Annotated in this window: 17 protein-coding genes; 7 read left to right on the top strand and 10 right to left on the bottom strand. The window is 65.7% G+C overall.

Annotated elements, in window-relative coordinates; translation table 11 throughout:
• Positions 1 to 306: 306 nt before the first annotated feature.
• The 5 genes from I6J77_RS00600 to I6J77_RS00580 all read left to right on the top strand — a co-directional run bounded on the left by I6J77_RS00600 (position 307) and on the right by I6J77_RS00580 (position 3,248).
• The gene (locus I6J77_RS00600; protein WP_056714091.1) at positions 307 to 1,359 is read left to right on the top strand and encodes a sensor histidine kinase; all 1,053 of its coding nucleotides are present in this window, start codon (positions 307 to 309) and stop codon (positions 1,357 to 1,359) included.
• Positions 1,356 to 2,063, top strand: a complete 708-nt coding sequence (locus I6J77_RS00595) for a LytTR family DNA-binding domain-containing protein (protein ID WP_056714089.1) — start codon at positions 1,356 to 1,358, stop codon at positions 2,061 to 2,063. Before I6J77_RS00600 ends, I6J77_RS00595 begins: the two co-directional genes overlap by 4 nt.
• Before the next feature lie 50 nt (positions 2,064 to 2,113).
• On the top strand, positions 2,114 to 2,392 hold the full coding sequence (locus I6J77_RS00590) for a hypothetical protein (protein WP_204110142.1): 279 nt from the start codon (positions 2,114 to 2,116) through the stop codon (positions 2,390 to 2,392).
• A 93-nt stretch (positions 2,393 to 2,485) separates the two neighbouring features.
• Positions 2,486 to 2,698, top strand: a complete 213-nt coding sequence (locus I6J77_RS00585; RefSeq protein WP_056763044.1) for a DUF2945 domain-containing protein — start codon at positions 2,486 to 2,488, stop codon at positions 2,696 to 2,698.
• A gap of 4 nt (positions 2,699 to 2,702) precedes the next feature.
• Entirely contained in the window at positions 2,703 to 3,248 is a 546-nt protein-coding gene (locus I6J77_RS00580) for a DUF488 family protein (RefSeq protein ID WP_056714080.1), read from the top strand.
• A gap of 10 nt (positions 3,249 to 3,258) precedes the next feature.
• Here I6J77_RS00580 and I6J77_RS00575 read toward each other — a convergent pair whose 3' ends face one another.
• Positions 3,259 to 3,690, bottom strand: coding sequence for a hypothetical protein (locus tag I6J77_RS00575; RefSeq protein WP_007810286.1), 432 nt, complete (start codon positions 3,688 to 3,690; stop codon positions 3,259 to 3,261).
• A gap of 154 nt (positions 3,691 to 3,844) precedes the next feature.
• A complete protein-coding gene (locus I6J77_RS00570; RefSeq protein WP_239309107.1) occupies positions 3,845 to 4,414 on the bottom strand; it encodes a TIGR03067 domain-containing protein in 570 nt (189 codons plus the stop codon).
• A gap of 28 nt (positions 4,415 to 4,442) precedes the next feature.
• On the opposite strand from I6J77_RS00570, the gene I6J77_RS00565 reads away from it, so the two are divergent.
• Complete coding sequence (locus tag I6J77_RS00565) at positions 4,443 to 5,081, top strand: nucleotidyltransferase domain-containing protein (protein ID WP_204110141.1); 639 nt, start codon at positions 4,443 to 4,445, stop codon at positions 5,079 to 5,081.
• A 118-nt stretch (positions 5,082 to 5,199) separates the two neighbouring features.
• On the opposite strand, the gene I6J77_RS00560 is transcribed toward I6J77_RS00565, so the two are convergent.
• The 8 genes from I6J77_RS00560 to I6J77_RS00525 all read right to left on the bottom strand — a co-directional run bounded on the left by I6J77_RS00560 (position 5,200) and on the right by I6J77_RS00525 (position 16,585).
• Positions 5,200 to 5,763 (bottom strand): hypothetical protein, encoded by a 564-nt coding sequence (locus I6J77_RS00560; RefSeq protein WP_204110140.1) that lies wholly within the window; start codon positions 5,761 to 5,763, stop codon positions 5,200 to 5,202.
• Positions 5,764 to 5,788: 25 nt separating this feature from the next.
• A complete protein-coding gene (locus tag I6J77_RS00555; RefSeq protein ID WP_204110139.1) occupies positions 5,789 to 9,094 on the bottom strand; it encodes an NERD domain-containing protein in 3,306 nt (1,101 codons plus the stop codon).
• Positions 9,095 to 9,106: 12 nt separating this feature from the next.
• Positions 9,107 to 9,892, bottom strand: a complete 786-nt coding sequence (locus tag I6J77_RS00550) for an AbiJ-NTD4 domain-containing protein (protein WP_204110138.1) — start codon at positions 9,890 to 9,892, stop codon at positions 9,107 to 9,109.
• A gap of 150 nt (positions 9,893 to 10,042) precedes the next feature.
• The gene (locus I6J77_RS00545) at positions 10,043 to 11,314 is read right to left on the bottom strand and encodes a DUF5623 domain-containing protein (protein WP_204110137.1); all 1,272 of its coding nucleotides are present in this window, start codon (positions 11,312 to 11,314) and stop codon (positions 10,043 to 10,045) included.
• A gap of 268 nt (positions 11,315 to 11,582) precedes the next feature.
• A complete protein-coding gene (locus I6J77_RS00540) occupies positions 11,583 to 12,143 on the bottom strand; it encodes a hypothetical protein (protein WP_204110136.1) in 561 nt (186 codons plus the stop codon).
• A gap of 608 nt (positions 12,144 to 12,751) precedes the next feature.
• Complete coding sequence (gene gnd / locus I6J77_RS00535; protein WP_204110135.1) at positions 12,752 to 13,657, bottom strand: phosphogluconate dehydrogenase (NAD(+)-dependent, decarboxylating); 906 nt, start codon at positions 13,655 to 13,657, stop codon at positions 12,752 to 12,754.
• Positions 13,658 to 13,730: 73 nt separating this feature from the next.
• A complete protein-coding gene (locus tag I6J77_RS00530) occupies positions 13,731 to 15,260 on the bottom strand; it encodes a mercuric reductase (protein ID WP_204110134.1) in 1,530 nt (509 codons plus the stop codon).
• On the bottom strand, positions 15,257 to 16,585 hold the full coding sequence (locus tag I6J77_RS00525; protein WP_239309105.1) for a glucoamylase family protein: 1,329 nt from the start codon (positions 16,583 to 16,585) through the stop codon (positions 15,257 to 15,259). The genes I6J77_RS00530 and I6J77_RS00525 overlap by 4 nt, the downstream gene beginning before the upstream one ends.
• 282 nt (positions 16,586 to 16,867) lie before the next feature.
• Here I6J77_RS00525 and I6J77_RS00520 point away from each other — a divergent pair, with 282 nt between their 5' ends.
• A complete protein-coding gene (locus tag I6J77_RS00520) occupies positions 16,868 to 20,746 on the top strand; it encodes a glycosyl hydrolase family 65 protein (protein WP_204110133.1) in 3,879 nt (1,292 codons plus the stop codon).
• Positions 20,747 to 20,779: the final 33 nt, after the last annotated feature.

The raw sequence follows: 20,779 nt of genomic DNA, 5'->3' as shown, positions 1-20,779 counted from the left end.
GGCAACGCTGATCAAGTATCACCACCGTCACCCACCCTCTCTGTTCGCAGACCACAGGGCCGTCGGCGAAGGCAGACTGGCCGTCTGTCGAGGCGACGGACCGAAGGTATGCGGACAGAGAGGGTGGGCCTCAACTTCAATTTGAAATGAGGAGGTGATGACTGGAAGGCCCGCAGGCGGTGCCGCGCGGCTTGACAAGACGGCCAGTCTTGCCGGCACCACGCAACACCACCTGCGGGCCTTCCAGTCATCATGACGGCGGCGATACTTGATCAGCATTGCCTTAGCCTGCGGCATACTTGCCGCATGCGCGAATCCACGCCCAGCCGCAAGCCTCGCGGCCCCGCCGAACAAAGCCCGCTGCCGGACTTCTGCCGGCTGCCGGCGCTGTTCGCGATGTTCGTGGTCGGCGCGCTGACGGTGACCGTGATGTGGCTGGCCGGCGACGACCCGCGCGTGTGGTCGGCGTACAGCGTCAGCATGCTGTTCGTGACCTGGCTGGTGCTGGTGGTCGGCGTGCTGCTGTGCAAGTTGCGACCGGCGCTGCAGCGCCTGCCCGGCCACCTGCCGTATGTCGGGGTGTGGTTGCTGATCATGCTGATCGTGCTGCTGGCCAGCCTGGTCGCGCACTGGTTCGACGGCGCCCTGCAGATGCGGCTGATCAAGAGCAGCACGCTCGCCTATACCCGCGACAACCTGGTGATCGCGGCCCTGCTCGGCGCCGCGATGCTGCGCTACTTCTACGTGCTGGCGCAGTGGCAGGCGCGCTTGGCCGCGGTGACGCGGGCCCAGGTGGAGGCGCTGCAGGCGCGCATCCGGCCGCACTTCCTGTTCAACAGCATGAATACCGTCGCCGCCCTGATCCGGGTCGATCCGGCCGCCGCCGAACGCACGGTGGAAGATCTGTCCGAACTGTTCCGCGCGGCACTGGGCCAGCACGACAGCGCCGACGGCACGCTGGGCGAGGAGCTGGCCCTGGTCGAGCGCTATCTGGCGATCGAACAGCTGCGGCTCGGCCCGCGGCTGCGGGTGACCCGCGAACTCGATGACCTGCCGGCCGACTTCCCGCTGCCGCGACTGCTGCTGCAGCCGCTGGTGGAGAACGCCGTGCGCCATGGCATCCAGCCGCTGCGCGAAGGTGGCGAGGTGATCCTGCGCGGGCAGCGCGAAGGCCGCGGCGTGCGCATCGAGATCATCAATCCGTTGCCGGCCACGCCCGCGGTCGGCGGCAACGGCCACGGCCTGGACAACGTGCGGCGCCGCGTGGGCTGGCGCTACGGGCCGCAGGCCCGCGTGGTGGCGGAGCCCCGTGGCGATCGCTTCGTGGTGCTGCTGCAGCTTCCCGGAGGCCCGGCATGACCCGCGTGCTGATCGTCGACGACGAACCGCTGGCGCGGGCGCGCCTGGCCGCCCTGCTGGGCGAATGCGGCGGCGTCGAGATCGTCGGCAACGTGGCCGATGGCGAAGCGGCGCTGGTCGCCATCGGCGAACTGCAGCCGGACGTGCTGTTGCTGGACATCAACATGCCCGGCATCGACGGCGTGGGCGTGGCGCAACGCCTGGCCGGCCGCAGCCGGCCCCAGGTGATCTTCTGCACCGCCTACGAAGCGCACGCGCTGAAGGCCTTCGACCTGGGCGCCGCGGATTACCTGCTGAAACCGGTGCGGCTGGAGCGCCTGCGCGAAGCACTGCAGCGCGCGCAGCGGCGCTTGGCCGATGCGCCCCGCGAAGCCGTCGCCTGGCTGCACGGTCGCCACGGCAGCGAACAGGTGCGCATCGCGCTGGACGAAGTGACCTGCCTGCTGGCCGACGAGAAATACGTGGTGGTCCATCATCGCCGCGGCGAACTGCTGATCGAGGAATCGCTGCGCCAGCTGGAAGAGGCCTACCCCGAGCAACTGGTGCGCCTGCATCGCAACTGCTTGGTGCCGCCGGCGCGGCTGCTGGGCCTGAAGACCCTCGCCGACGGCCGCGTGCTGGCCCGGCTGGATGGCACCGAACTGGCGCCGGAAATCAGCCGGCGCAACCTGCCCGCGGTACGCAAGCTGCTGCGGCCGCTGTAGACAAACGACAACGCGTTCCCGCCGGAACGCGTCAACGCAAGGAGTCGCGCATGTGGGTGTTGGGGCGGTTGGCCTTTACCTTCTTCCTGGTCTTCAGCGTCGGCTGGGCGGTCTTTCCCGGCGGCTTCGGCACCCTGCATTTCCGCGAGTCACACTCCGGGCTGGCGGGCCAGCTGGCCCGCCTGTGCTGGTGGTTCGTGCTGCTGGTGCATCCGCTGGCGCTGTACCGGGTGTGGAGCGGTGACGTCGTCGGCTACTGGCTTGCCGCGCTCGTGGCGATGCAGGTGTTGTTCTTTTTGATCTTCGTGCGCAACGTCGGCACGCGGTGACGGTCGTGCTGCTGCGCGGCCCCGGTCGCCACGCTCCGTGCACGGCACTCGTGCTGGAATGATCGGCATGTCCACGCTGCGGGGAACATCGCGATGAGCCATGCCTTCAAGGTCGGCGACCACGTCCGCTGGAATTCCGAAGCCGGCCACGTCAGCGGAAAGATCATCAAGGTGCACACCCGCGACACCGACTACAAGGGTCACACGCGTCATTGCAGCGAGGACGATCCACAGTACGAGATCAGGAGCGACAAGACCGACCACGTGGCGATGCACAAGGGCGCGGCCCTGCACAGGATCGACTGAGGCGATGCCCGCCGTTCCCGCCACGATCTGGTCCATCGGTCACTCCACTCGCACACTGGAGGAGTTCCTCGGCCTGCTCGACGAATACCGGATCGAGGCGATCGCCGACGTGCGCCGCTTCCCCGGTTCGCGCCGCCACCCGCACTTCGCCAGCGAGGCGCTGGCCCGGTCGCTGCCCGCGCACGGCATCGCCTACCAGTGGATTCCCAGACTCGGCGGCCGCCGCAAGGTGCAGCCGGGCTCGCCGAACACGGCGTGGCGCAACGCCTCGTTCCAGGGCTACGCCGACTACACCGCCAGCGAGGAATTCGCCGACGGCCTGGCCGAACTGCTGCAACTGGCCGCCGGCAAGCGCACCGCCATGATGTGCGCCGAGGTGGTCTGGTGGCGCTGCCACCGCTCGATCGTGTCGGACGTGCTGAAACTGCGCGGCATCGAGGTCATCCACATCATCGACGCCAGCCACGCCACCGAACATCCGTACACCTCGCCCGCCCACATCGTCGACGGCCGGCTCAGCTACGCGCCCGCGCAGGGCGAACTGCTGTAGCGGCGCCGCGTCAGCGCAGCGGCTCTTCCGCCGTGTCGCCGCTGCACTTGATCGGCGCGCCGGTATTGCCGATCGCCTGGGTGAAGCTGGAGCCCTTGCGATTGATCACGATGCCGTCGGCGCAGCGCTGATCCGGCCCCAGCCGATAACTGGCCTTGATCCGCAGCGCTTCCTGCCGCTGCCGTTCCTCGCGCCGCAACTGTTCGGCGTGGTATTGCGCGGCATCCTCGCTGACCTGCCGATAGGTATTGGCCAGATCCTCGCGCTGGCGTTGCAAGGTGGCGGCCAGCTGCGCGCTGCGCTGCTGCGCCTGCGCCCTGGCCTGCTGCGCCTCCAGCTCGGCATTGCGGGCGACGTCCATGGTCAGCTCGTCGGCGTGGCGCGCGGCCAGATACAGCGAGACCCCATGCCACGCCAGCGCAGCAGCGACGACAGCCGCCACCGCACCTCCCACCTTCCAAGACAACGGCACGGCCATCACGTCCAACCCCCAGCAAGACAGTCGAAAACCCCGGACGATCCCGCGTGCGCCAGCGCCTTCGCGGATCGGTCGGGCGAGTCTAACAGGGAGTTTCCGGCCGTCTTGCCGCCGTGCGTCACAAGTCGTCCAGGCGGGATCGGGGCGGCGTTGCCGGAGCTTGCCGGTGTCGCACGAAGGTCCGCATGGTCTGGCCAGGAGTCGTGCGGAACTCGATGGCGCGCGGGCCATCTGCTTCGCCCGCGATGAATTCGAAGCGGTCCTCATCCAGCACGTAGCTGGCGGGCAACAGCTTGCCCTGATCCTCACCGATCGCGTCGATCCAGGTGATCGACCTGGGGCGGGTCGATGCATCGATGACGAACGATCCTGCCAGCAGCAATTCCCCGTCGAGGCTGCGCACGCTGAATTGCGTGCCGGCAATCGTGGTCAGTGCGCCGGGCCCGCCGTGTTCATCCGGTGGTTCCACCACGCCATCGGCCTCCATGCGAACCTGCTCCCACACCCCTTGCAGCCGGGCCAGATCGCGGGCGGAGTCGTCAGGTAGCGGTGGAGAAGTCGATGTCATGGGCATGTCGGTTTGCGAATGCATGGATAGCGAGTATGCCGTTCGCTTTGCATAAGGCGAGATCGACCCGCCATTCGGAAGCGGGAGAGCTTCCGCCCTGAGCCCTGCGATCTTGCACATGCCCATTTCGGGCATTAACATGCCCAATATGGGCACAAAAGCCAACAAGGGAATCAGCGAGGCAGCGGCGCTCTACGCCAGCACCAGCCTGTCCGATGCCTTGTTCACCACCACCCAGCAACGCGTCCTCGGCTGCCTGTTCGGCCAGCCGGAGCGCAGCTTCACGGTGAGCGAACTGATCCAGACCACCGGCGCCGGCAGCGGCGCCGTGCAACGCGAAGTCGCGCGACTGGCCGGCAGCGGTCTGCTCACCGTGGAACCGGTCGGCAACCAGAAGCGTTACCGCGCCGATCCCGCCTCACCGATCCACACCGAGCTGGTCTCCCTCGTGCGCAAGACCTTCGGCCTGGCCGCTCCCCTGCGCGAAGCCTTGGCACCCCTGGTCGAACACGTCGCGGTTGCCTTCGTCTACGGCTCGGTGGCCAAGGGCAGCGACACCGCGGCCAGCGACATCGACCTGATGCTGGTGTCCGATACGCTGACCTATGCAGACGTCATGGCCGCCCTGCATCCGCTGATCGAACGCCTCGGCCGCGAGATCCAACCCACGCTCTACACCCGCGCCGAGTTGCGCAAGCGTATCGCCGCGCGCAACAGCTTCGTGACCCGCGTGCTGGCACAGCCGCGGTTGTGGGTGATCGGGGGCGAACATGACCTCGCCGCTTGAGAGCCTGGCCTCGCCATGGCGCACACTCGGTGCGCAACCGCGTTGCGGTTGCGAAAGCCGCAGAGCCAAGAACAGGAAAGTCCCGCTGCGAGCGGGCCCTTTCAATACCGCGAATGTCTCAGTTCGGCCAAAGGCGGCCGCTCGCAGCCCTCGACTTAGCTGCTCGCCGTGTGTCGTGCAGACAGAAAGGCGTCCAGATCGTCCACCTCCGCATCGAATGCTTCGTCGACTGTCTCGAACATCGCGTGGGGAGAAATGAGGCTTCCTGGTTGGCTTGGTAAGCACGGTCGAACGTGAGCAACACCGTCGAGCACAGATAGCGGTAGTAGGAGCGACTCTGGAAGTTGAGCTTGGCGAACAGGTCTGCAATGCGGTGATGCAGGTACGGATGTCGCCGCTGATAGAGGCCGGCACGGCCATCAACCTGATACAGCGAGGACAGCTCCGGTACCAGCACTGCCCAGCTCTTCAAGCGACGGACGGACTCGAAGTCATGGTGCGTCACCAGCGCACGGCAGGAAAAATCGTCACCTTCGCGTGAGCTTGCGACGTGGGTCACCTCGGTCCAGTCGCTCCTCGGAACGTTGGAAACCGGATCGCGGGAATTCCGCTCGCCACCAGCCTTCGCGGCAGCCGAGAAGAGAACATTGCATGCATTTTGGCGCGGGACGCTGACCGGCAATCCCGCGACCCTACCGAGAGAGATGCTAGTCCCCCATATTGCCGACGCGTCCTTCGATCAGTTGGATTGCCTGGATCGCCGATTCACCGATCTGCAGGTCCTCACTCAAACTACGCAGAAGAGGTAGATCTTCAGTACCACCGAGATTGCCAATCAAGCCAACCGAGAATTGAAGCACATCGCGCTTATCGTAGGCGAAATGCGGAAAGTACCCAATTTGGTCATCTTGCTGCCGCAATGCATTCCGGCATATGCACGCCATCTTGCCTGGGAATCTCTGTATGACCGATGCGCGGATTCCGTTCTCGTGCGACATTGACTTGGTCACCATATACAGGACTGATGCCGCTCCGAACTGATCCGGCCGCAACAGGACGTCCAGCGCAGGCGAGCAGGATTGATCGAGACGATCAGCGTCGAGATACGCGCGATGAATCCAGTAGTAAATATCCCCGAAAGCGATCAAGGCGTCCTTCGCCGGGGAGTCCACATCCCCTCGATCCGCTGGCAGCGGAGATCCGAGCATTCCCAAAGCGATGTGTGCCCACACGAAGATCGAGATCGACTCGTCTGGCATGAAGCTGTTGAGTTCGGGGAGCGTTGTCCATCTCTCGAGAGCCGGAGTAACCATACAATCTTGGTACTTGATTAGCTCCTGAATCAAGGGACAGACGAACATCGTCGCTTGCTCGGCCCCCCGACAGGCCATCGTCAACAGACGCTTCCGCTTGTCCTGGCTCAACTCCTGTATAGCCTCGCAGTACGCCGACGAGAACGGGTGATCAAACTGGTAGGAATAAGCTGTCCAGGCGTTCGCATACTGCGCCTCGTCCAAGGGGCCCGACAGGAGATTCTGTAGATCCTCCCTCACTGTGTCGAGATGCTGGTTGGCCTCCTGCTCCAGGGCACCCATGTGCTCGAGCGCTTCAATCACGATCCCAGACAGCATCGGCCCTACCGTCGGAAGCAAGGCATCCAACGCCTCGACAAGCCGTCGTTTCAGCTCGCCATCAGGCAGACGAAGAAAGTGTACGAAGTCCAGAAGTGCAAGCTGCAGATGATAGGGTTGGTACCTCCACTGCTCGCCAAGCAACGGCAGGATATGCGGGACGACGTACTCCTTGTCCTTCTCAAATCGGACCAAGGTCAGCAGCAGATGTGTCTGCCCGGGCGTGCGAGAACCTTCCCACGCGCTTTTCAGACTGTCCGCAACTTCGCTCTTGCCGACCTTAGGCGGAAAGTCACCGTGGGAGACGTGGTCCGCCAGTTGCGATATCCCCGGCCGCCGCGACATGACGTAGGCATCGGCGAACAATGCGGTGCGAAGCCTGACCTTCTTTTCCCTTGCCTCCTCCTTCAGCACATCGAACGCTCGGCTAAGCGATCGATCCATCTCACCGACCGCCTGCAGGACCTGGTCAAGATAAGTTCCTCGCCATAAACCGTTTGAAATAGTCGTCATAAGCGCGCGTTCCATGGGAGTCCAGTCGCAGAGACTGTCTTCGCACACACCGGCCCCACCCCAGGTGCCATCCCGCAGCGAGAACTGGACAGCAGCGGCTTCGGCCGTCAACTTTTCAAGCACCTGATCGCACCGGGCAACGACCCAGTCGCGCGCCACCACCCCGCACTCTCCATCCGATGCAGCACGCAGTAGGCCAGCATCCTCGGTCCCTGCAAGCACGCTTGCGACGAAGCGATCATCATCGTAGGCGCCCAAGATCAACGAACGGCTGTTCCGATACTTGGGCGCGACCAGCGTCAGAAGCACCTTCTCGACATCATGGCCGGTCTGCCGAGCAACGGATTCGGCCGCGAATGCCGAGAAGATCAGTTCATGACGGAAACTGACCCTATCCGATCGTCTTACCACAAGGCCAGCGGCGACAATCCTGCCGAGTGCCTCACCATGGATACGCTCGGTAGCCGCAAGACGGTCGAAGTCCCTGATTGACAGGCTGAATGACATCCGATTGATCAGCTGCCCTGCGACAACAGCCAAGAATCGAATCCCATCGGATGCGTCGTCACCCAGCTTCTGCCTCGCATAGGCGTCAAACAGGGCAAAACGACTTGCCCCTTCAGCCAATGTCGCCCCGACTCGGCCGACTAGGTCCGCCTCAAGTCCGCTCGATACGGAATCAAGAAGATAGGCAAATCGATGACCCGCCTGACCGGCGATCGATTCCGCAATCGCCATCTTCAGCGCCTTACCAGGCTCTCTCACTACTACATGCTTGGCATCAACAAGATCTGGACGAACAATGTCGGACTGCCCGCTCACGATCAGCCGCCCGCGGTAGCGCCGGGCCGCAGCCGCCAAGCTCCTCGTGAGAGCCAGTTGGTCGGCCACCGTACATTCGTTGTACCCGTCCAAGATCAGCACAAGCGAGCAGCCATTTGCCTTGGCCGCCGAGATCAGCCAAGTCGCTGATGGCGCACCGAGCAGGCCAGCTTCCCGCTCGATGCTTTCGCCCAGCCTTCCGGCGAAGTACTTCCCCTGCAGGAATATCGGGATGTAGCCTAGCTCCAGACAGTGGATGGCGATCTTCTTGGCGAGCAGGGTCTTCCCGCAGCCGGATGGCCCTAGAATCAGCAGGTCATCGTCATGCGCAACGCGTTCCGCCACGCCGATAGAATCGAGCTCTTCGGCCCCGAACACGTAGCGGTCACTCTTCAGCGACCCGATATCTGGGGAGTAGGTGCGGAGGAACTCTGACCTGTAGGCCACCAGCAACTCTTCCTGTTCTAGTAGTTTGGCGTCGCACGCAGCGCCCAGCGTTTGTACGCGCTGAAGGCACAACTTCTGCGCAAATGCAGCCCACTGTTCTTTGGAAAGAAGCAGCCCGGACCGCTTCGCAATGACCTCTGCAAGGGCACCTGCGCCTATGATCGAGACCTTAAAGTCGGACGAAGGCACATCCGATCCCGCGGGTAACGTAGGGGCGATGACAACACAGGCATCTGGATAGCCGGGTAGCTCGCCGTGAGACGCTCGGAGCTGGTCCCTCAACGCATTCTTTGCCTCCAATGCCTGGAGGTACGGATTTCCGACATTCTTCCAAACACCACCCGAGCTGTGCATCTGCCAAAGCCCGTTGACCTCGCCACGGACACGGCGCGAGAAATGCTTCGCCTCGACAATAAGCGTCAGCGACTCGGTGGCGACCAGGAAATCAATCTGACGGCCGCCAATGTGGATGTTGGCGAAGATCAACGCCCATCCGTCGATACTCGACAGGTGCTCGACGAGCGAGGCCAGCACTTCCCGCTCCGACGCGTGCTCTATGGTATTGCCGATATAGAGTGCGATCGTGGCGGTGTCCGTCATCACCATTCCAACCTAGCCACAGCCGGTTGCACGCCGTGTGAGATAACGACACAGCACCCCGCTGAGGCCCACCATCAACTCCGCCTCCTCGAACTCTGGCGGCCTCCCCTCCTGCAGGTGACGGCCAAAGTTGGACGTATAGCCCCAGGCTTTCTCGACGATCTGGTCAACCGGCTTGGGGAAGAGATCCGGATTCCGCCGAACCAAGTCCCCCAGAGTGTCCTTGCTCACACAGGCGTCGCGCGCCACGCACTCGAGCGCAGCCATTGCGTGCTGTATTGCACCGGTGATTTCGGCAGCCGGTCGACGTGAGAGATCCTGGATGGCTTCGTGTAGTTCACTGGCCGCCGTGAGCTTGCCTTGGAGACGCAAATCTCGCTGGCCCTGGCGAATCGCGTGCTCAAAAACCTCGGCGCCGCGCATTTCGAGCCGGCCGTCGACGAGCTGCCAGCCGACTCCTGCAACCCGGAAGTAACGGTTGACCTCTTCGGCGAACGCCGCCGATGTCCCTGCGTGGAGGGAAGCGATCGCTTCGACGAAGTCGTAGACCTCAAACCACTCGCACTCCGCGAGCAGTTCCCTGACTTCACCCTCAATGTTCGGGAACTCCGACCAGTTTCCCTTATCGGGCGCGCGGTACCGGATTCGGCACAATACTTCGCGCAAAGTGCTCGGTCTGAGTCCGCATTGATAGGCGATGATGGCAAGCGCGTCCCTCACTTCGCCCGGGGCGTCCTGTCGGATGGTGATCTCCGCGTCGGGTCGAGAGAGTCCATGCCTAGTCGAGAATGTCGTCATGCTGCGAGTCTCTCATCTTTCAGATGCTTGCCTGGCGCGATGAAACGAGTCTGCGTTGGGCTTGCGGGGACCAGCGGCACCGGCCTCGTTAGAGCTTCCCCCACATTGCGACGGCAGGGGAAGCCATGGGACGTGCGGGTGTCGGTACGGTCAGCCCGACTTCTCGAGTCCGATCCTGGCCCTCTCCAAGTGCTTGAGCAACGACTTCAAGGGTGGGCAATCCGCGTATTTTCGCCTGAGCAGGTCGTGCACCTCGCTGATGGTCCGCAGTTGCGCGGCGACGCCGTCGATAGGACCGACATATTCGCCGTAGTACATGCCCAGGAACTGCTCCTGACTCATGGCATCGCCGGGATACTCGGCCATGACCCAGTTGTCCAGTTCACACCGCACGGCACTGAGCGCGTCGTGCACGCGCTTAGGCAGCTTCGAGTTGCACAGACCGTGTAGCAACGGACCGACCTTCAGATGCATTTCGATGGGCATCGCGACCGCTGGACGCCATCGCGAGGGAGCACCACCAATTGGCCTGCTATAAGGCGTTGCACCATGACGTACCTCACCCCGCCACGCGGGCATCGGACGCCGCCGCACCTTGAGGCTCGCGGCCTTCCGCGCCGGACTCAGGAAACCCGTGCCATAGCGATCCGACTCGCCGGCCCATGGTAGTGGCGACGTTCCTGCCGACAAGGTAGCTACCTGACGGGTGACGCGTGCCAGGAGCGCTGAATCGGCGGAGACAAGATACGGAACCGACCGTCCAGGGGCATAGAGACCTTCCCACTCCGGCGCGACTACGAACAGGTTCGAATCGCGCACCCAGATCCTCCGGCGATCAAGCAATTCAGGACCGTGGTGCTTGTAGGGCTCATCCATATAGAGCCAGGAGCCGCTCACTTCGTCGAGCCACTCGCTCGGATGATCATGCCCCGGCATGCCCTGCAAGAAACGCAGTTTTCGATACATGGCTTGGGTAGTCACGGGAACGAGCCCCGTGGCGACCATGAATCGCAGCGCATCGGCAGCATCGTGCAGACAATGCTGGGCTGCATCCTGACGCTCAACGTCGAGCTTCCGCTCGAGATGATCATCGGCGTCGAGCCGGAAACCAGCAAGTTGGCGAACGGCGTTCAGTTGATTCCGGCGGACAATCTGGGGCAAGGGCGTTGGCAGTTCGATCCGCAAGGTTTCCCGTCCTCCACGCCCTTTTTCACGCCAGTAGGCCGTGAGAAAAACAGGATACAGGCTCGGACTCGACCCACTTTCCAGTTGGCGCTGCGCGTGGCGCAGATTCTCGAAGCCGGCAATGCGCGCAGCTTCTTCGAGGGCTTGGTGGTGGGGAATGGAGCGCTCGCGCTTGAGAGTTTTGGCGAGACGCTTGATGCCGTCCACGGAGGACGGAGGCACGGCAACGCTATACATGACTTTGCTCCACGGTCCGTAAGCGCAGCGTCACCCGTAACCACCGCTGAGGACCGAACAAGGCCATGATCGGTCGACGTTTACAGGCAGTGCCGTTTCCAGCTTCGCTCAGACGGGTGTCAGGCGCCTGCCGAGCGCCAAGAAAAACATAACACCGCCTCGGCCATATGGCCAGCGTCCCGCCCCATATAGGGCACGGCGCCCCGAGAGCTAGACGCTACTGATGTCCGCTTCGTGTCGAAAGCGGGAGCTATCCGGCGACGTGATTTCAATCGGGCGCATTTACTTGGTCAAGAGCTTCCCGGAGTCTCGCCGCCTCAGAGAATCCCATGTGAATGTAGAGTTCAATCCACCAACGCAGTGCTCGGCCATAGATGTCGAGGTCAGGTATGCGCTCGCCGTCGATGCAAATCCAAACGCGGGTCTCTTTGGTTTCATCATCGTGTTCGACCTCAACGGTGAGGTTCTTCATCTCGCCACGACTAATAGCAACGTGCTTTCCGGCCGTTGCGAGTTCACGGCAGATCGCTAGAGCAAGGCTGACTTCGCGAACTCTGGTGGCGAAAGCCGGCCAGCTTTGGTCAGCCGCTCCCACTACGTCCGCCAACGCTGTCCGCTTTTCAGGCGGACAGCTCATCCATGTCCAGTCGGCCAGATGCCACGCCGTTGTTGCAGCGTTCTGCGACATGAACATTCGGATCAGCGGGTTTGCCACTTCGGTTCCATAGATTGCCTGGCATTCCCAAAGCAGCTTCGAAAGCGGACCGATAGGATCGTTACCAAGCAAGGTTTTACTGAAATCGATTTGTTCGCCGGAACTGTCAATCATGCGTGTCCCCATCCTTCACCTCGACCATGAGCATCCTAATTGCCAGCTCCAGATCTATTCGTCTCTTCGGCATGCGTAGGCTCCCATTTCTCGCTGCCTCATGTCCGCTACGGGTCGAAAGTCGACTTCCGAAGCTTGATCCTGCATCGCCTCATCTTCGAAGAATGACGAAGCGCTTGTTCCTAGCTTCGGTTTTGCACTGCGGCTTTTGCTCTGCTCCAGCTCTTCTGAAGTGTGCGGGCCACGATGGCCCGCTGCTCTACCCAGGGCCCCTCTGCAGCGGCGAGGCGGGGTCGACAGGCCGCGTAGCGGGCATCGGCATGGATGCCGATGCCTTTTCGCCAGCACATGGATGTGCTGTCGAAAAGCCCGGCCCCGACTCGCGAACCTTGCGGACAGGATGTCCGCAAGGCGCGGAAGCGGGGTGGCCTCTCTTTGGGCCACGTTTCTCTGGCCACACAGAGAAAGGTGGCTCGGCTGCCGCAGGCAGACGAAAGCTTTTCGCTCTTGATGTCAGCAAGGCCAAGTGGGCTAGGTGGACTAAAAGAAGATCAAGAGCTAACCCCACCCCAACCCTCCCCTGCGAGCAGGGGAGGGAGCACGGCCGGTTATTCCTTCTTGATCGCGTGCCCGCCAAATTCATTGCGCAGCGAGGCCAGCAGCTTGTCGGTGAACGAGTCGTCGTCGCGCGAGCGGAAGCGTTCCATCAGCGACAGGGTGATCACCGGGGCGGACACGTTGAGTTCCAGCGCCGCGTTCACCGTCCAGCGGCCCTCGCCGGAATCCACCACGTAGGGCGCGATGCCCTGCATGGTCGGGTTCTTGCTCAGCGCGTCGGTGGCCAGCTCCAGCAGCCATGAGCGCACCACGCTGCCGTCGCGCCAGATGTTGCCGATCTGCGCCAGGTCCAGGCCGAATTCCTCCTTGTGCTTGAGGATCGAGAAGCCTTCGGCGTAGGCCTGCATCAGGCCGTATTCGATGCCGTTGTGGACCATCTTGGTGAAGTGGCCGGAACCGACCGGGCCGACGCGGCCCCAGCCCTTGTCCTTGCCCGGCGCCAGTGTCTCGAAGATCGGCTTCAGGCCATCGACGACCTGCTCGTCGCCGCCGACCATCATGCTGTAGCCCTCGGCCAGTCCCCACACACCGCCGCTGGTGCCGCAGTCGACGTAGTTGACGCCCTTGTCCTTGCACTTGGCTGCGTGGCCCAGCGAATCCTTGTAGTTGGAATTGCCGCCGTCGATCATCGTGTCGCCCTTGTCCAGCAGGGCCAGCAAGGCGTCGACGGTGTCGTCGGTGATCTTGCCCGAGGGCACCATCAGCCACAGCACGCGGGGCGCGGGCAGCGCCTGCACCAGCGCCTTCAGCGACTCGGCCGCGCCGCCGCCGTGGCCTTCGAGGCCCTTGCGCGCTTCGGCGCTGGGGTCGAAGCCGGTCACCTGGTGGCCGCCCTGGAGGAGTCGCTGGGCCATGTTGGCGCCCATCTTGCCGAGGCCGATCATGCCGAGTTGCATGGGAGAGTCCTTGCGTCAGTGGAGTAAGGGAAAACAGTGTAGGTGCTGGCGGGGAAAGCCGGCGTGACCGACATCAGCGCGGCCGCGCCAGCCAGTGCTTGAGGCGCGCCACCACGCGCGCGCTCAGCCGCGTCTGGTTGTATGCCTTGGCCGCCAGCCGGATCGCCGAGGTGCGGGTGGGATAGGCGTGGATCACCTTCGCCAGCGTGCGCATGCCCACGCCGGCCACCATCGCCAGGGTGACCTGGCTGATCATGTCGCCGGCGTCGCGCGCCACGATGGTGGCGCCGAGGATGCGGTCGCTGCCGTCGCGCACGTGGATCTTCACGAAGCCGCCCTGCTCGCTGTCGGTCATCGCCCGGTCGACCTGATGCATCGGCACGGTGAAGGTCTTCACCGGGATGCCCCGCGCATTGGCCTCGCGCACGTACATGCCGACGTGGGCGATCTCCGGGTCGGTGTACGTGCACCACGGCACCACCAGCTCGCTCATCTTTTCGCAGCCGCCGAGCACGGCGTTGCGGATCGCGACGCGCGCGGATTCCTCGGCAGTGTCGGTGTACTTTTCGTCGAGGCAGACGTCGCCCGCGGCGTGGATGCGCGGATTGGCGGTGCGCAGCTGGTCGTCGACCCGGATGCCGGCGACGTCGTCATACACGACGCCGGCCTTTTCCAGCGCCAGCCCCTGCACGTTGGGCAGGCGCCCCACGCCGGTCAGGATGGCGTCGACGCGGATCGTGCTGTGGTAATCGTCGCTGACCAGGTCGACCACCTTCTCGTCGCCGTCGCTGCGGACGGCGACCGCCAGGGTGTTCAGGCGCACCTCGATGCCGTCGCGGGCGAACGCGTCGGACAGCGTCTGCGCCGCGTCGCGTTCCTCGCGTTCGAGGAACAGCGGCAGCTTCTGCACGATGGTGACCCGCGAGCCCAGCCGCTGGAACGCCTGCGCCAGTTCGCAGCCGAGCGGACCACCGCCGATCACCAGCAGCCGCGGCGGCAGTTCGGCCAGCTCGAAGATGGTGGTGTTGGTGAGGAAGCCGGCCTGCTTCAGCCCCGGCACGTCGGGGATGTCCGGGCGCGCGCCGGTGGCGATCAGCGCCTTGTCGAACTGCAGCGGCTGGCCGTTGACGGTGAGGCTGTCCGGCCCGCTGAACTGCGCGCTGCCGAAGAACACGTCCACCCCGCTGGCCGCCAGCAGGCGCACCGAGGTGGTGTTGGTGAGGTGGCTGCGGATGCGCCGCAGGCGCTCCATCACGGCGCTGAAGTCGACCCGGATGTCGGCCGGCACCTCGGCGCCGTAGCGGGCGGCGTCGCGCATTTCCGCGTACACCGCGGCGGTGCGCAGCAAGGCCTTGGACGGCACGCAGCCGGTGTTGAAGCAGGTGCCGCCGATCTCGTGGCGCTCGACCAGCGCCACGCGCAGGCCCAGCGCCGCCGCCTCGCGGGCCGCGGCCAGGCCGGCGGGCCCGGCGCCGATGATCACCAGCTGATATGGCGCGGCGGGCGCGGGGTTGTTCCACGACGCGGGGCGCACCGCGGCCAGGCGCTTGCGTTCCCACGCGTCCACCGGCGTGCTGACGCTGGCGTCGAATTTCGTGCTCATGCCGCGGCCTCCGCTGTCGGCGCATCCAGCCAGCCGCCGCTGAACCCGGCCTTGCGCAAGCCGTCGACCAGCGGCTGGCAGCGGCGCAACGTACGCCAGATGCCGCCGCTGCGATGGTTCTCGATCATCATGAAGATGACGCCCTGGTCCAGCCCGTACTGCCCGCCCGACACCCATGGCCGTCCATTTGCGTCGACCAGGCTGGCGTTGAAGCTGGTGGCCAGGCGGTCGCCATCGAGGATCTCGGGGCAGCGCAGCAGCATGTTGCGCAGTGCGGACAGCGCCAGCTCCGGCGCAAACGCCACCGAGGCCAGCACCGCCGGCGGCGACAGGGTGCCGTCGTCCGGGCCGTAGGGCACGCCGCGCGCCGCGTAGCCGAACAGGCGACGGCGTTCGTTGTTGACATCGGGGCGTTCATCGGTGGGGCCGTCGCAGGCGGACAGGCCCCAGCAGTTGCGGTCGTAACCGGCGAATTCGTGGGGGTTGAGTTCGGCGTAGCAGCGCTGCACGTTGATCGCGCGCCGGGTGTTCTCGAAATAGTCGGACTGCTTTTCGCGCATGAAGCCGTCGCGGATGCCGCGCAGGTCGACCCAGGCGTGCGAGAACTGGTGCACGAACAGCGGCCCGGCATACAGGAAATCCTGGTCGTACAGGTTTTCCCACTGGTAGGTGGACTCCCAGCCCGCGTAGCAATCCGGCGAGACCGGATGGGTGGGCGAGCCCAGCGCCAGCGCGTACAGCACGATCGCCTCGCTGTAGCCTTCCCAGCCGTAGTGCAGGTAGCCGCACTCCGGCTTCCAGCCCTGGCGGATGGTGCCCGCGTCATCCTGCGCCCAGCGCCAGTCGACGCGGCGATACAGCGTGTCGGCCAGCGCGCGCAGTTCGGTTTCGGCGGCGTTGTCCGCCTGGAACCAGGTGGCCGTGGTCAGCATGCCGGCGATCAGCAGGGCGCTGTCGATCATCGACAGCTCCGACTGCCACACGCGCCGACCCTGGTGGATGTCGAGGAAGTGATAGTAGAAGCCCTTGTAGCCGGTGGCGGTGGGGCTGCCGCTCTGGTCGCTGTCGTGGAAGAAGCGCAATGCCAGCAGGCAGCGCTGCACCGCCTCCTCGCGATCCATCCAGCCGCGCTCGACCGCCAGCGGATACACCGACAGCGCGAAGCCGACCACCGCGATGCTGACCGGCGAGTTGTCGCGCGAGGTATCCGGCACCAGTCCGTTGCGGGGATTCATCAGCTCCACGAAGTAGCCCAGCGCCGCCCGTTGCAGGCGCTCCAGCAGGGCGTCGTCGGGAAGCGAGCACAGCGGCGGCATCGGTGGCATCCAGCGGGTCCCTGTAGTCGTTGAGGGCAGGACGGGCGCGCCATGCGCACGGCATCGTCCGGCATCGGGCAAGGCTTGGGACAACCGCACCCGGCATTCGTGCCCGGTGCTGCGGCGCGGCCATCCATCCGCCAGTCTGCGCAGGCGACTGCATGGATGGCGTGTAAGGCCGCGCTGATCGAGCGCTGCTTTCACGCGATGTTTCCCCGCCGCCGCCGTAGGCTGGATGGAGATCGCGGCGCGCAAGGCCCGCGATGATCGCGTCAGGAGTCCACGCCCGCCATGTCTTCCCAATCCCCCGTTTCCTCCGCTGCCGATGGCCACCGCACGGCGTTGCCGCTGCTCTCCAACGGCAAGCTGACCAGCATGCTCGACGCCAGCGGCGCCGGCTTCGTCCGCTGGCACGGCCTGGCCGTGACGCGCTGGCGCGAGGATGCGGTGACCGATCCCTGGGGTAGCTTCCTGCTGCTCCGCGACGAGGAAAGCGGCGCGGTGTGGGGCGCCACCGCGCAGCCACTGGGCGAGACGGCGACGATCGGCACAGCCGGGTACGACGCCGGACGCCTCGTGTTCGGCCATCGACACGGCGACATCGAAAGTTCGCTGGAAATCGCGGTGGCGCCCGATGCCGACATCGAACTGCGCCGGCTCACGGTGACCCATCACGGCGATCGAACGCGGCACCTGTCGCTGACCAGCTACGCCGAACTGGTGCTGGGGCCGATCGGCGACGACAACGCCCACCCCGCCTTCTCCAAGATGTTCGTGCAGACCGAATGGGACGACGAACGCGGACTGCTGCTGGCGACACGCCGCCGGCGCAGCGACAGCCAGGCACAGGTGTGGGCGGCGCAGGCGCTGCTGGTCGAAGGCGCGGCCCATGTCGCCACCACGCACGAAACCGATCGCGCCCGTTTCCTGGGCCGCTGCCGCACGTTGCGCAACGCGATGGCGATGCAGCCCGGGGCGAAACTTTCCGGCAGCACCGGCTGCGTGCTCGATCCGGTGTTCGCCCTGCGCCACGGGTTCACCCTGGCCGCGGGTGGCAGCATCCGCCTGTTGCTGTGGACGCGGCTGGCCGACACCCGCGACGGCGCCGCGGAGCTGCGTGCACGCCTCGACGATGCCGACGCGGCCACGCAGTTGTTCGCGACCGCGGCCCGGCACGCGCGGGACGAACGCCAGCGCTTCGGTGTCGATGCGGCACGTGACCGGCAATTTGCGCAGTGGCGACAGGCCTTGCTGGTCAGCGACGCCAGCCAGCGCGCCCATGCCGACCAGCGCCAGCGCGGCCAGGGCGGGCCGCCCACGCTGTGGGGCGCCAGCATCTCGGGCGATCGGCCGATCGCCCTGCTGTTCCTGCGCGCTCCGGCGGATGTCCCGCAGCTGGACGAGTTGCTGCTGGCCCAGCGCTGGTGGCAAGCCCATCAGCTGGCGATGGACGTGGTGGTGCTCGATCAGCTGGGCGCCGATGCCGGCACGCAGCGCGACGAACTCAGCCAGCGCGTCGATCGGCAACGGCAGCAACTGAAGGAACAGGACGACGCGCCCAAGGCCGAACTGTTCTGCCTGCGCGACGACCAGATCGGCGACGCCTTGCGCGACGGCCTGCTGACCGTGGCGCGGCTGGTGCTGAACAACCCGGTCGCGGCGTCGCCTTCGCCGCCACCGGAAACCGCTTCCCGGCCTTCCCCGATCATCTCCGGCGCCGCGGCGATCGACTTCGACGACGACGCCGCGGCAGCCGAATTCGCCAACGGCCACGGCGGCTTCGTGGCGAATGGCCGCGCCTACCGGATCGAGCTGGATGCGGCACGCCCCACGCCGGCGCCGTGGAGCAACGTGATCGCGAACCCGGCCTTCGGCTTCCTGGTCACCGCCGAGGGCGGCGGCTACGCGTGGTCGGGCAACAGCCAGCAGAATCCGCTGACGCCGTGGCCGAACGATCCGGTCAGCGACATGCCGCACGAAGCGATCTACCTGCGCGACGCGGACGACGGCGCGCTGTGGACGGCCACCGCGTTGCCGATCCGCGTCGATGGCGCCCGCTGCACCACGACCCACGGCAAGGGCTGGACGCGCTTCCGCAACGACGCGCACGGCATCGCGCTGGAGCTCGTCCAGTGCGTGCCGGTCGACGACACGATCAAGCTGTCGCGCCTGCGCCTGTGCAACCGCTCCGCCCGCACGCGGCGACTGGCGATCACCGGCTACGTCGAATGGGCGCTGGGCCCCAACGGCAGCACGCCGGCCCCGTTCGTGGTGACCTCGCGCGACGACGACACCGGCGCGCTGTTCGCCCGCAATCGCTGGCGCGCGGATTTCGGCGAACGCGTGGCGTTCTTCGACATGGGCGGAAGTCAGCAGTCGATCAGTGGCGACCGCGCGCATTTCCTGGGTGCGCTGGGCAGCATCGCCAACCCGGCCGCGCTGCAGGGCGAGGCGCCGCTGGACGGACGCGTGGGCGCCGGCCTGGACCCGTGCGGCGCGTTGCAGACCCGCATCGAACTGCCGCCGGGCAGGTCGCTGGAGCTGCACTTCCTGCTCGGCGAAGGTGGCGATGCCGCGGCGGCGCAGGCCCTGGTCGCGAAGTATCGCGGCATCGACATCGATGAGGTGCTGGGCGAAGTCGCCGCGCGCTGGAACGGCGTGCTCGACACCGTGCAGGTGAGCACGCCGGAACGCAGCATGGACCTGCTGCTCAACGACTGGGCGTTGTACCAGGTCACCGCCTGCCGGCTGTGGGCGCGCACCGCCTACTACCAGGCCAGCGGCGCCTACGGCTTCCGTGACCAGTTGCAGGACGTGATGGCGCTGTGCGTGAGCCGGCCCGACCTCGCCCGCGAACACCTGCTGCGCGCCGCCGGCCGCCAGTTTGCCGAAGGCGACGTGCAGCACTGGTGGCTGCCGCCGAAGGGCCAGGGCATCCGCACGAAGATCCGCGACGACCGCGTCTGGCTGGGCTACGTGGCGATGCACTACGTCGAGGTCAGCGGCGACCGCGCGGTGCTCGACGAGGTGCTGCCCTTCCTCAGCGGCCAGGCCATTCCCGACGACGCCACCGACGCGTTCTTCCAGCCCGGCGTCTCGGACGAAACCGCCACCGTGTATGAACATTGCGCGCGGGCGATCGACACCAGCCTGAGCCGGGGCGCCCACGGCCTGCCGCTGATCGGCACCGGCGACTGGAACGACGGCATGAACGCGGTGGGCGCCCAGGGCCGCGGCGAGAGCAGCTGGCTGGGCTGGTTCCTGCTGGCCACAATCGCGCAGCTGGCGCCGATCGCCGACCAACGCGGGGAGCACGAACGCGCGCGGCGCTGGCGCGACCACGCCACGACGCTGCGCCGGGCGCTGGAGCAGGCGTGGGACGGCGCGTGGTATCGCCGCGGCTATTACGACGACGGCGCGCCGCTGGGTTCGGCGCAGGACGCGCAATGCCAGATCGACACCATCGCGCAGTCCTGGAGCGTGCTGGCCGGCGCCGACAACCATGCGCACGCGGCCCAGGCGATGGCCTCGGTCGACCGCCTGCTGGTCGATCATCCCCATCAACTCGCGCGGCTGTTCACGCCGCCCTTCGACCAGGACGGCAAGGAGGACCCCGGCTACATCAAGGGCTACCCGCCCGGCGTGCGCGAGAACGGCGGGCAGTACACGCACGGCGCGACGTGGTCGGTGTTCGCCTGGGCCGGGCTGGGCGACGGCGACCGCGCCGGCGACCAGTTCAGGCTGCTCAACCCGATCAACCACGGCGGCAGCGCCGAAGCCATCGCCCGCTACAAGGTCGAACCGTACGTGGTCTGCGCGGACGTCTATTCGGTGACGCCCCACATCGGCCGCGGCGGCTGGACCTGGTACACCGGCTCGGCGGCATGGCTGTACCGGGCAGGCCTGGAGGCGGTGCTGGGCTTCCACCTGCGCGGCGACCGGCTGCGCATCGCGCCGTGCATCCCGAAGGCCTGGGACGGCTTCCGGATCAGCTACCGTCATCGCGGCACGATTCACGAGATCGAAGTGCGCAATCCGGAGCATGTCTGTCGCGGCGTGCTGCAGGTTGAAATGGACGGCCAGACGCTGGATGCGGCCGAGCCCATTGCGCTGGCGACCGACGGCGCGGTGCATCGGCTGTGCATCACCCTGGGACGGGTGGCCGCGTAGGAGCCGGCCCCGGGCGAGCGGGCCCGTTCGGGA

The organism is Rhodanobacter sp. FDAARGOS 1247 (assembly GCF_016889805.1).
Classification (GTDB): domain Bacteria; phylum Pseudomonadota; class Gammaproteobacteria; order Xanthomonadales; family Rhodanobacteraceae; genus Rhodanobacter.
The sequence above is the reverse complement of the archived record's forward strand: the minus strand, read 5'-3'. Positions and strand labels throughout refer to the sequence as shown.

Bases quoted from the DNA above. Each gene is read 5' to 3' on its own strand.
- I6J77_RS00555 (WP_204110139.1), bottom strand. From the start codon at position 9,094: ATGACGGACACCGCCACGATCGCACTCTATATCGGCAATACCATAGAG.
- I6J77_RS00540 (WP_204110136.1), bottom strand. From the start codon at position 12,143: ATGATTGACAGTTCCGGCGAACAAATCGATTTCAGTAAAACCTTGCTT.
- gnd (WP_204110135.1), bottom strand. From the start codon at position 13,657: ATGCAACTCGGCATGATCGGCCTCGGCAAGATGGGCGCCAACATGGCC.
- I6J77_RS00580 (WP_056714080.1), top strand. From the start codon at position 2,703: ATGCCCGCCGTTCCCGCCACGATCTGGTCCATCGGTCACTCCACTCGC.
- I6J77_RS00565 (WP_204110141.1), top strand. From the start codon at position 4,443: ATGGGCACAAAAGCCAACAAGGGAATCAGCGAGGCAGCGGCGCTCTAC.
- I6J77_RS00570 (WP_239309107.1), bottom strand. From the start codon at position 4,414: ATGTGCAAGATCGCAGGGCTCAGGGCGGAAGCTCTCCCGCTTCCGAAT.
- I6J77_RS00530 (WP_204110134.1), bottom strand. From the start codon at position 15,260: ATGAGCACGAAATTCGACGCCAGCGTCAGCACGCCGGTGGACGCGTGG.
- I6J77_RS00595 (WP_056714089.1), top strand. From the start codon at position 1,356: ATGACCCGCGTGCTGATCGTCGACGACGAACCGCTGGCGCGGGCGCGC.
- I6J77_RS00600 (WP_056714091.1), top strand. From the start codon at position 307: ATGCGCGAATCCACGCCCAGCCGCAAGCCTCGCGGCCCCGCCGAACAA.
- I6J77_RS00585 (WP_056763044.1), top strand. From the start codon at position 2,486: ATGAGCCATGCCTTCAAGGTCGGCGACCACGTCCGCTGGAATTCCGAA.
- I6J77_RS00520 (WP_204110133.1), top strand. From the start codon at position 16,868: ATGTCTTCCCAATCCCCCGTTTCCTCCGCTGCCGATGGCCACCGCACG.
- I6J77_RS00525 (WP_239309105.1), bottom strand. From the start codon at position 16,585: ATGCCACCGATGCCGCCGCTGTGCTCGCTTCCCGACGACGCCCTGCTG.
- I6J77_RS00590 (WP_204110142.1), top strand. From the start codon at position 2,114: ATGTGGGTGTTGGGGCGGTTGGCCTTTACCTTCTTCCTGGTCTTCAGC.
- I6J77_RS00545 (WP_204110137.1), bottom strand. From the start codon at position 11,314: ATGTATAGCGTTGCCGTGCCTCCGTCCTCCGTGGACGGCATCAAGCGT.
- I6J77_RS00550 (WP_204110138.1), bottom strand. From the start codon at position 9,892: ATGACGACATTCTCGACTAGGCATGGACTCTCTCGACCCGACGCGGAG.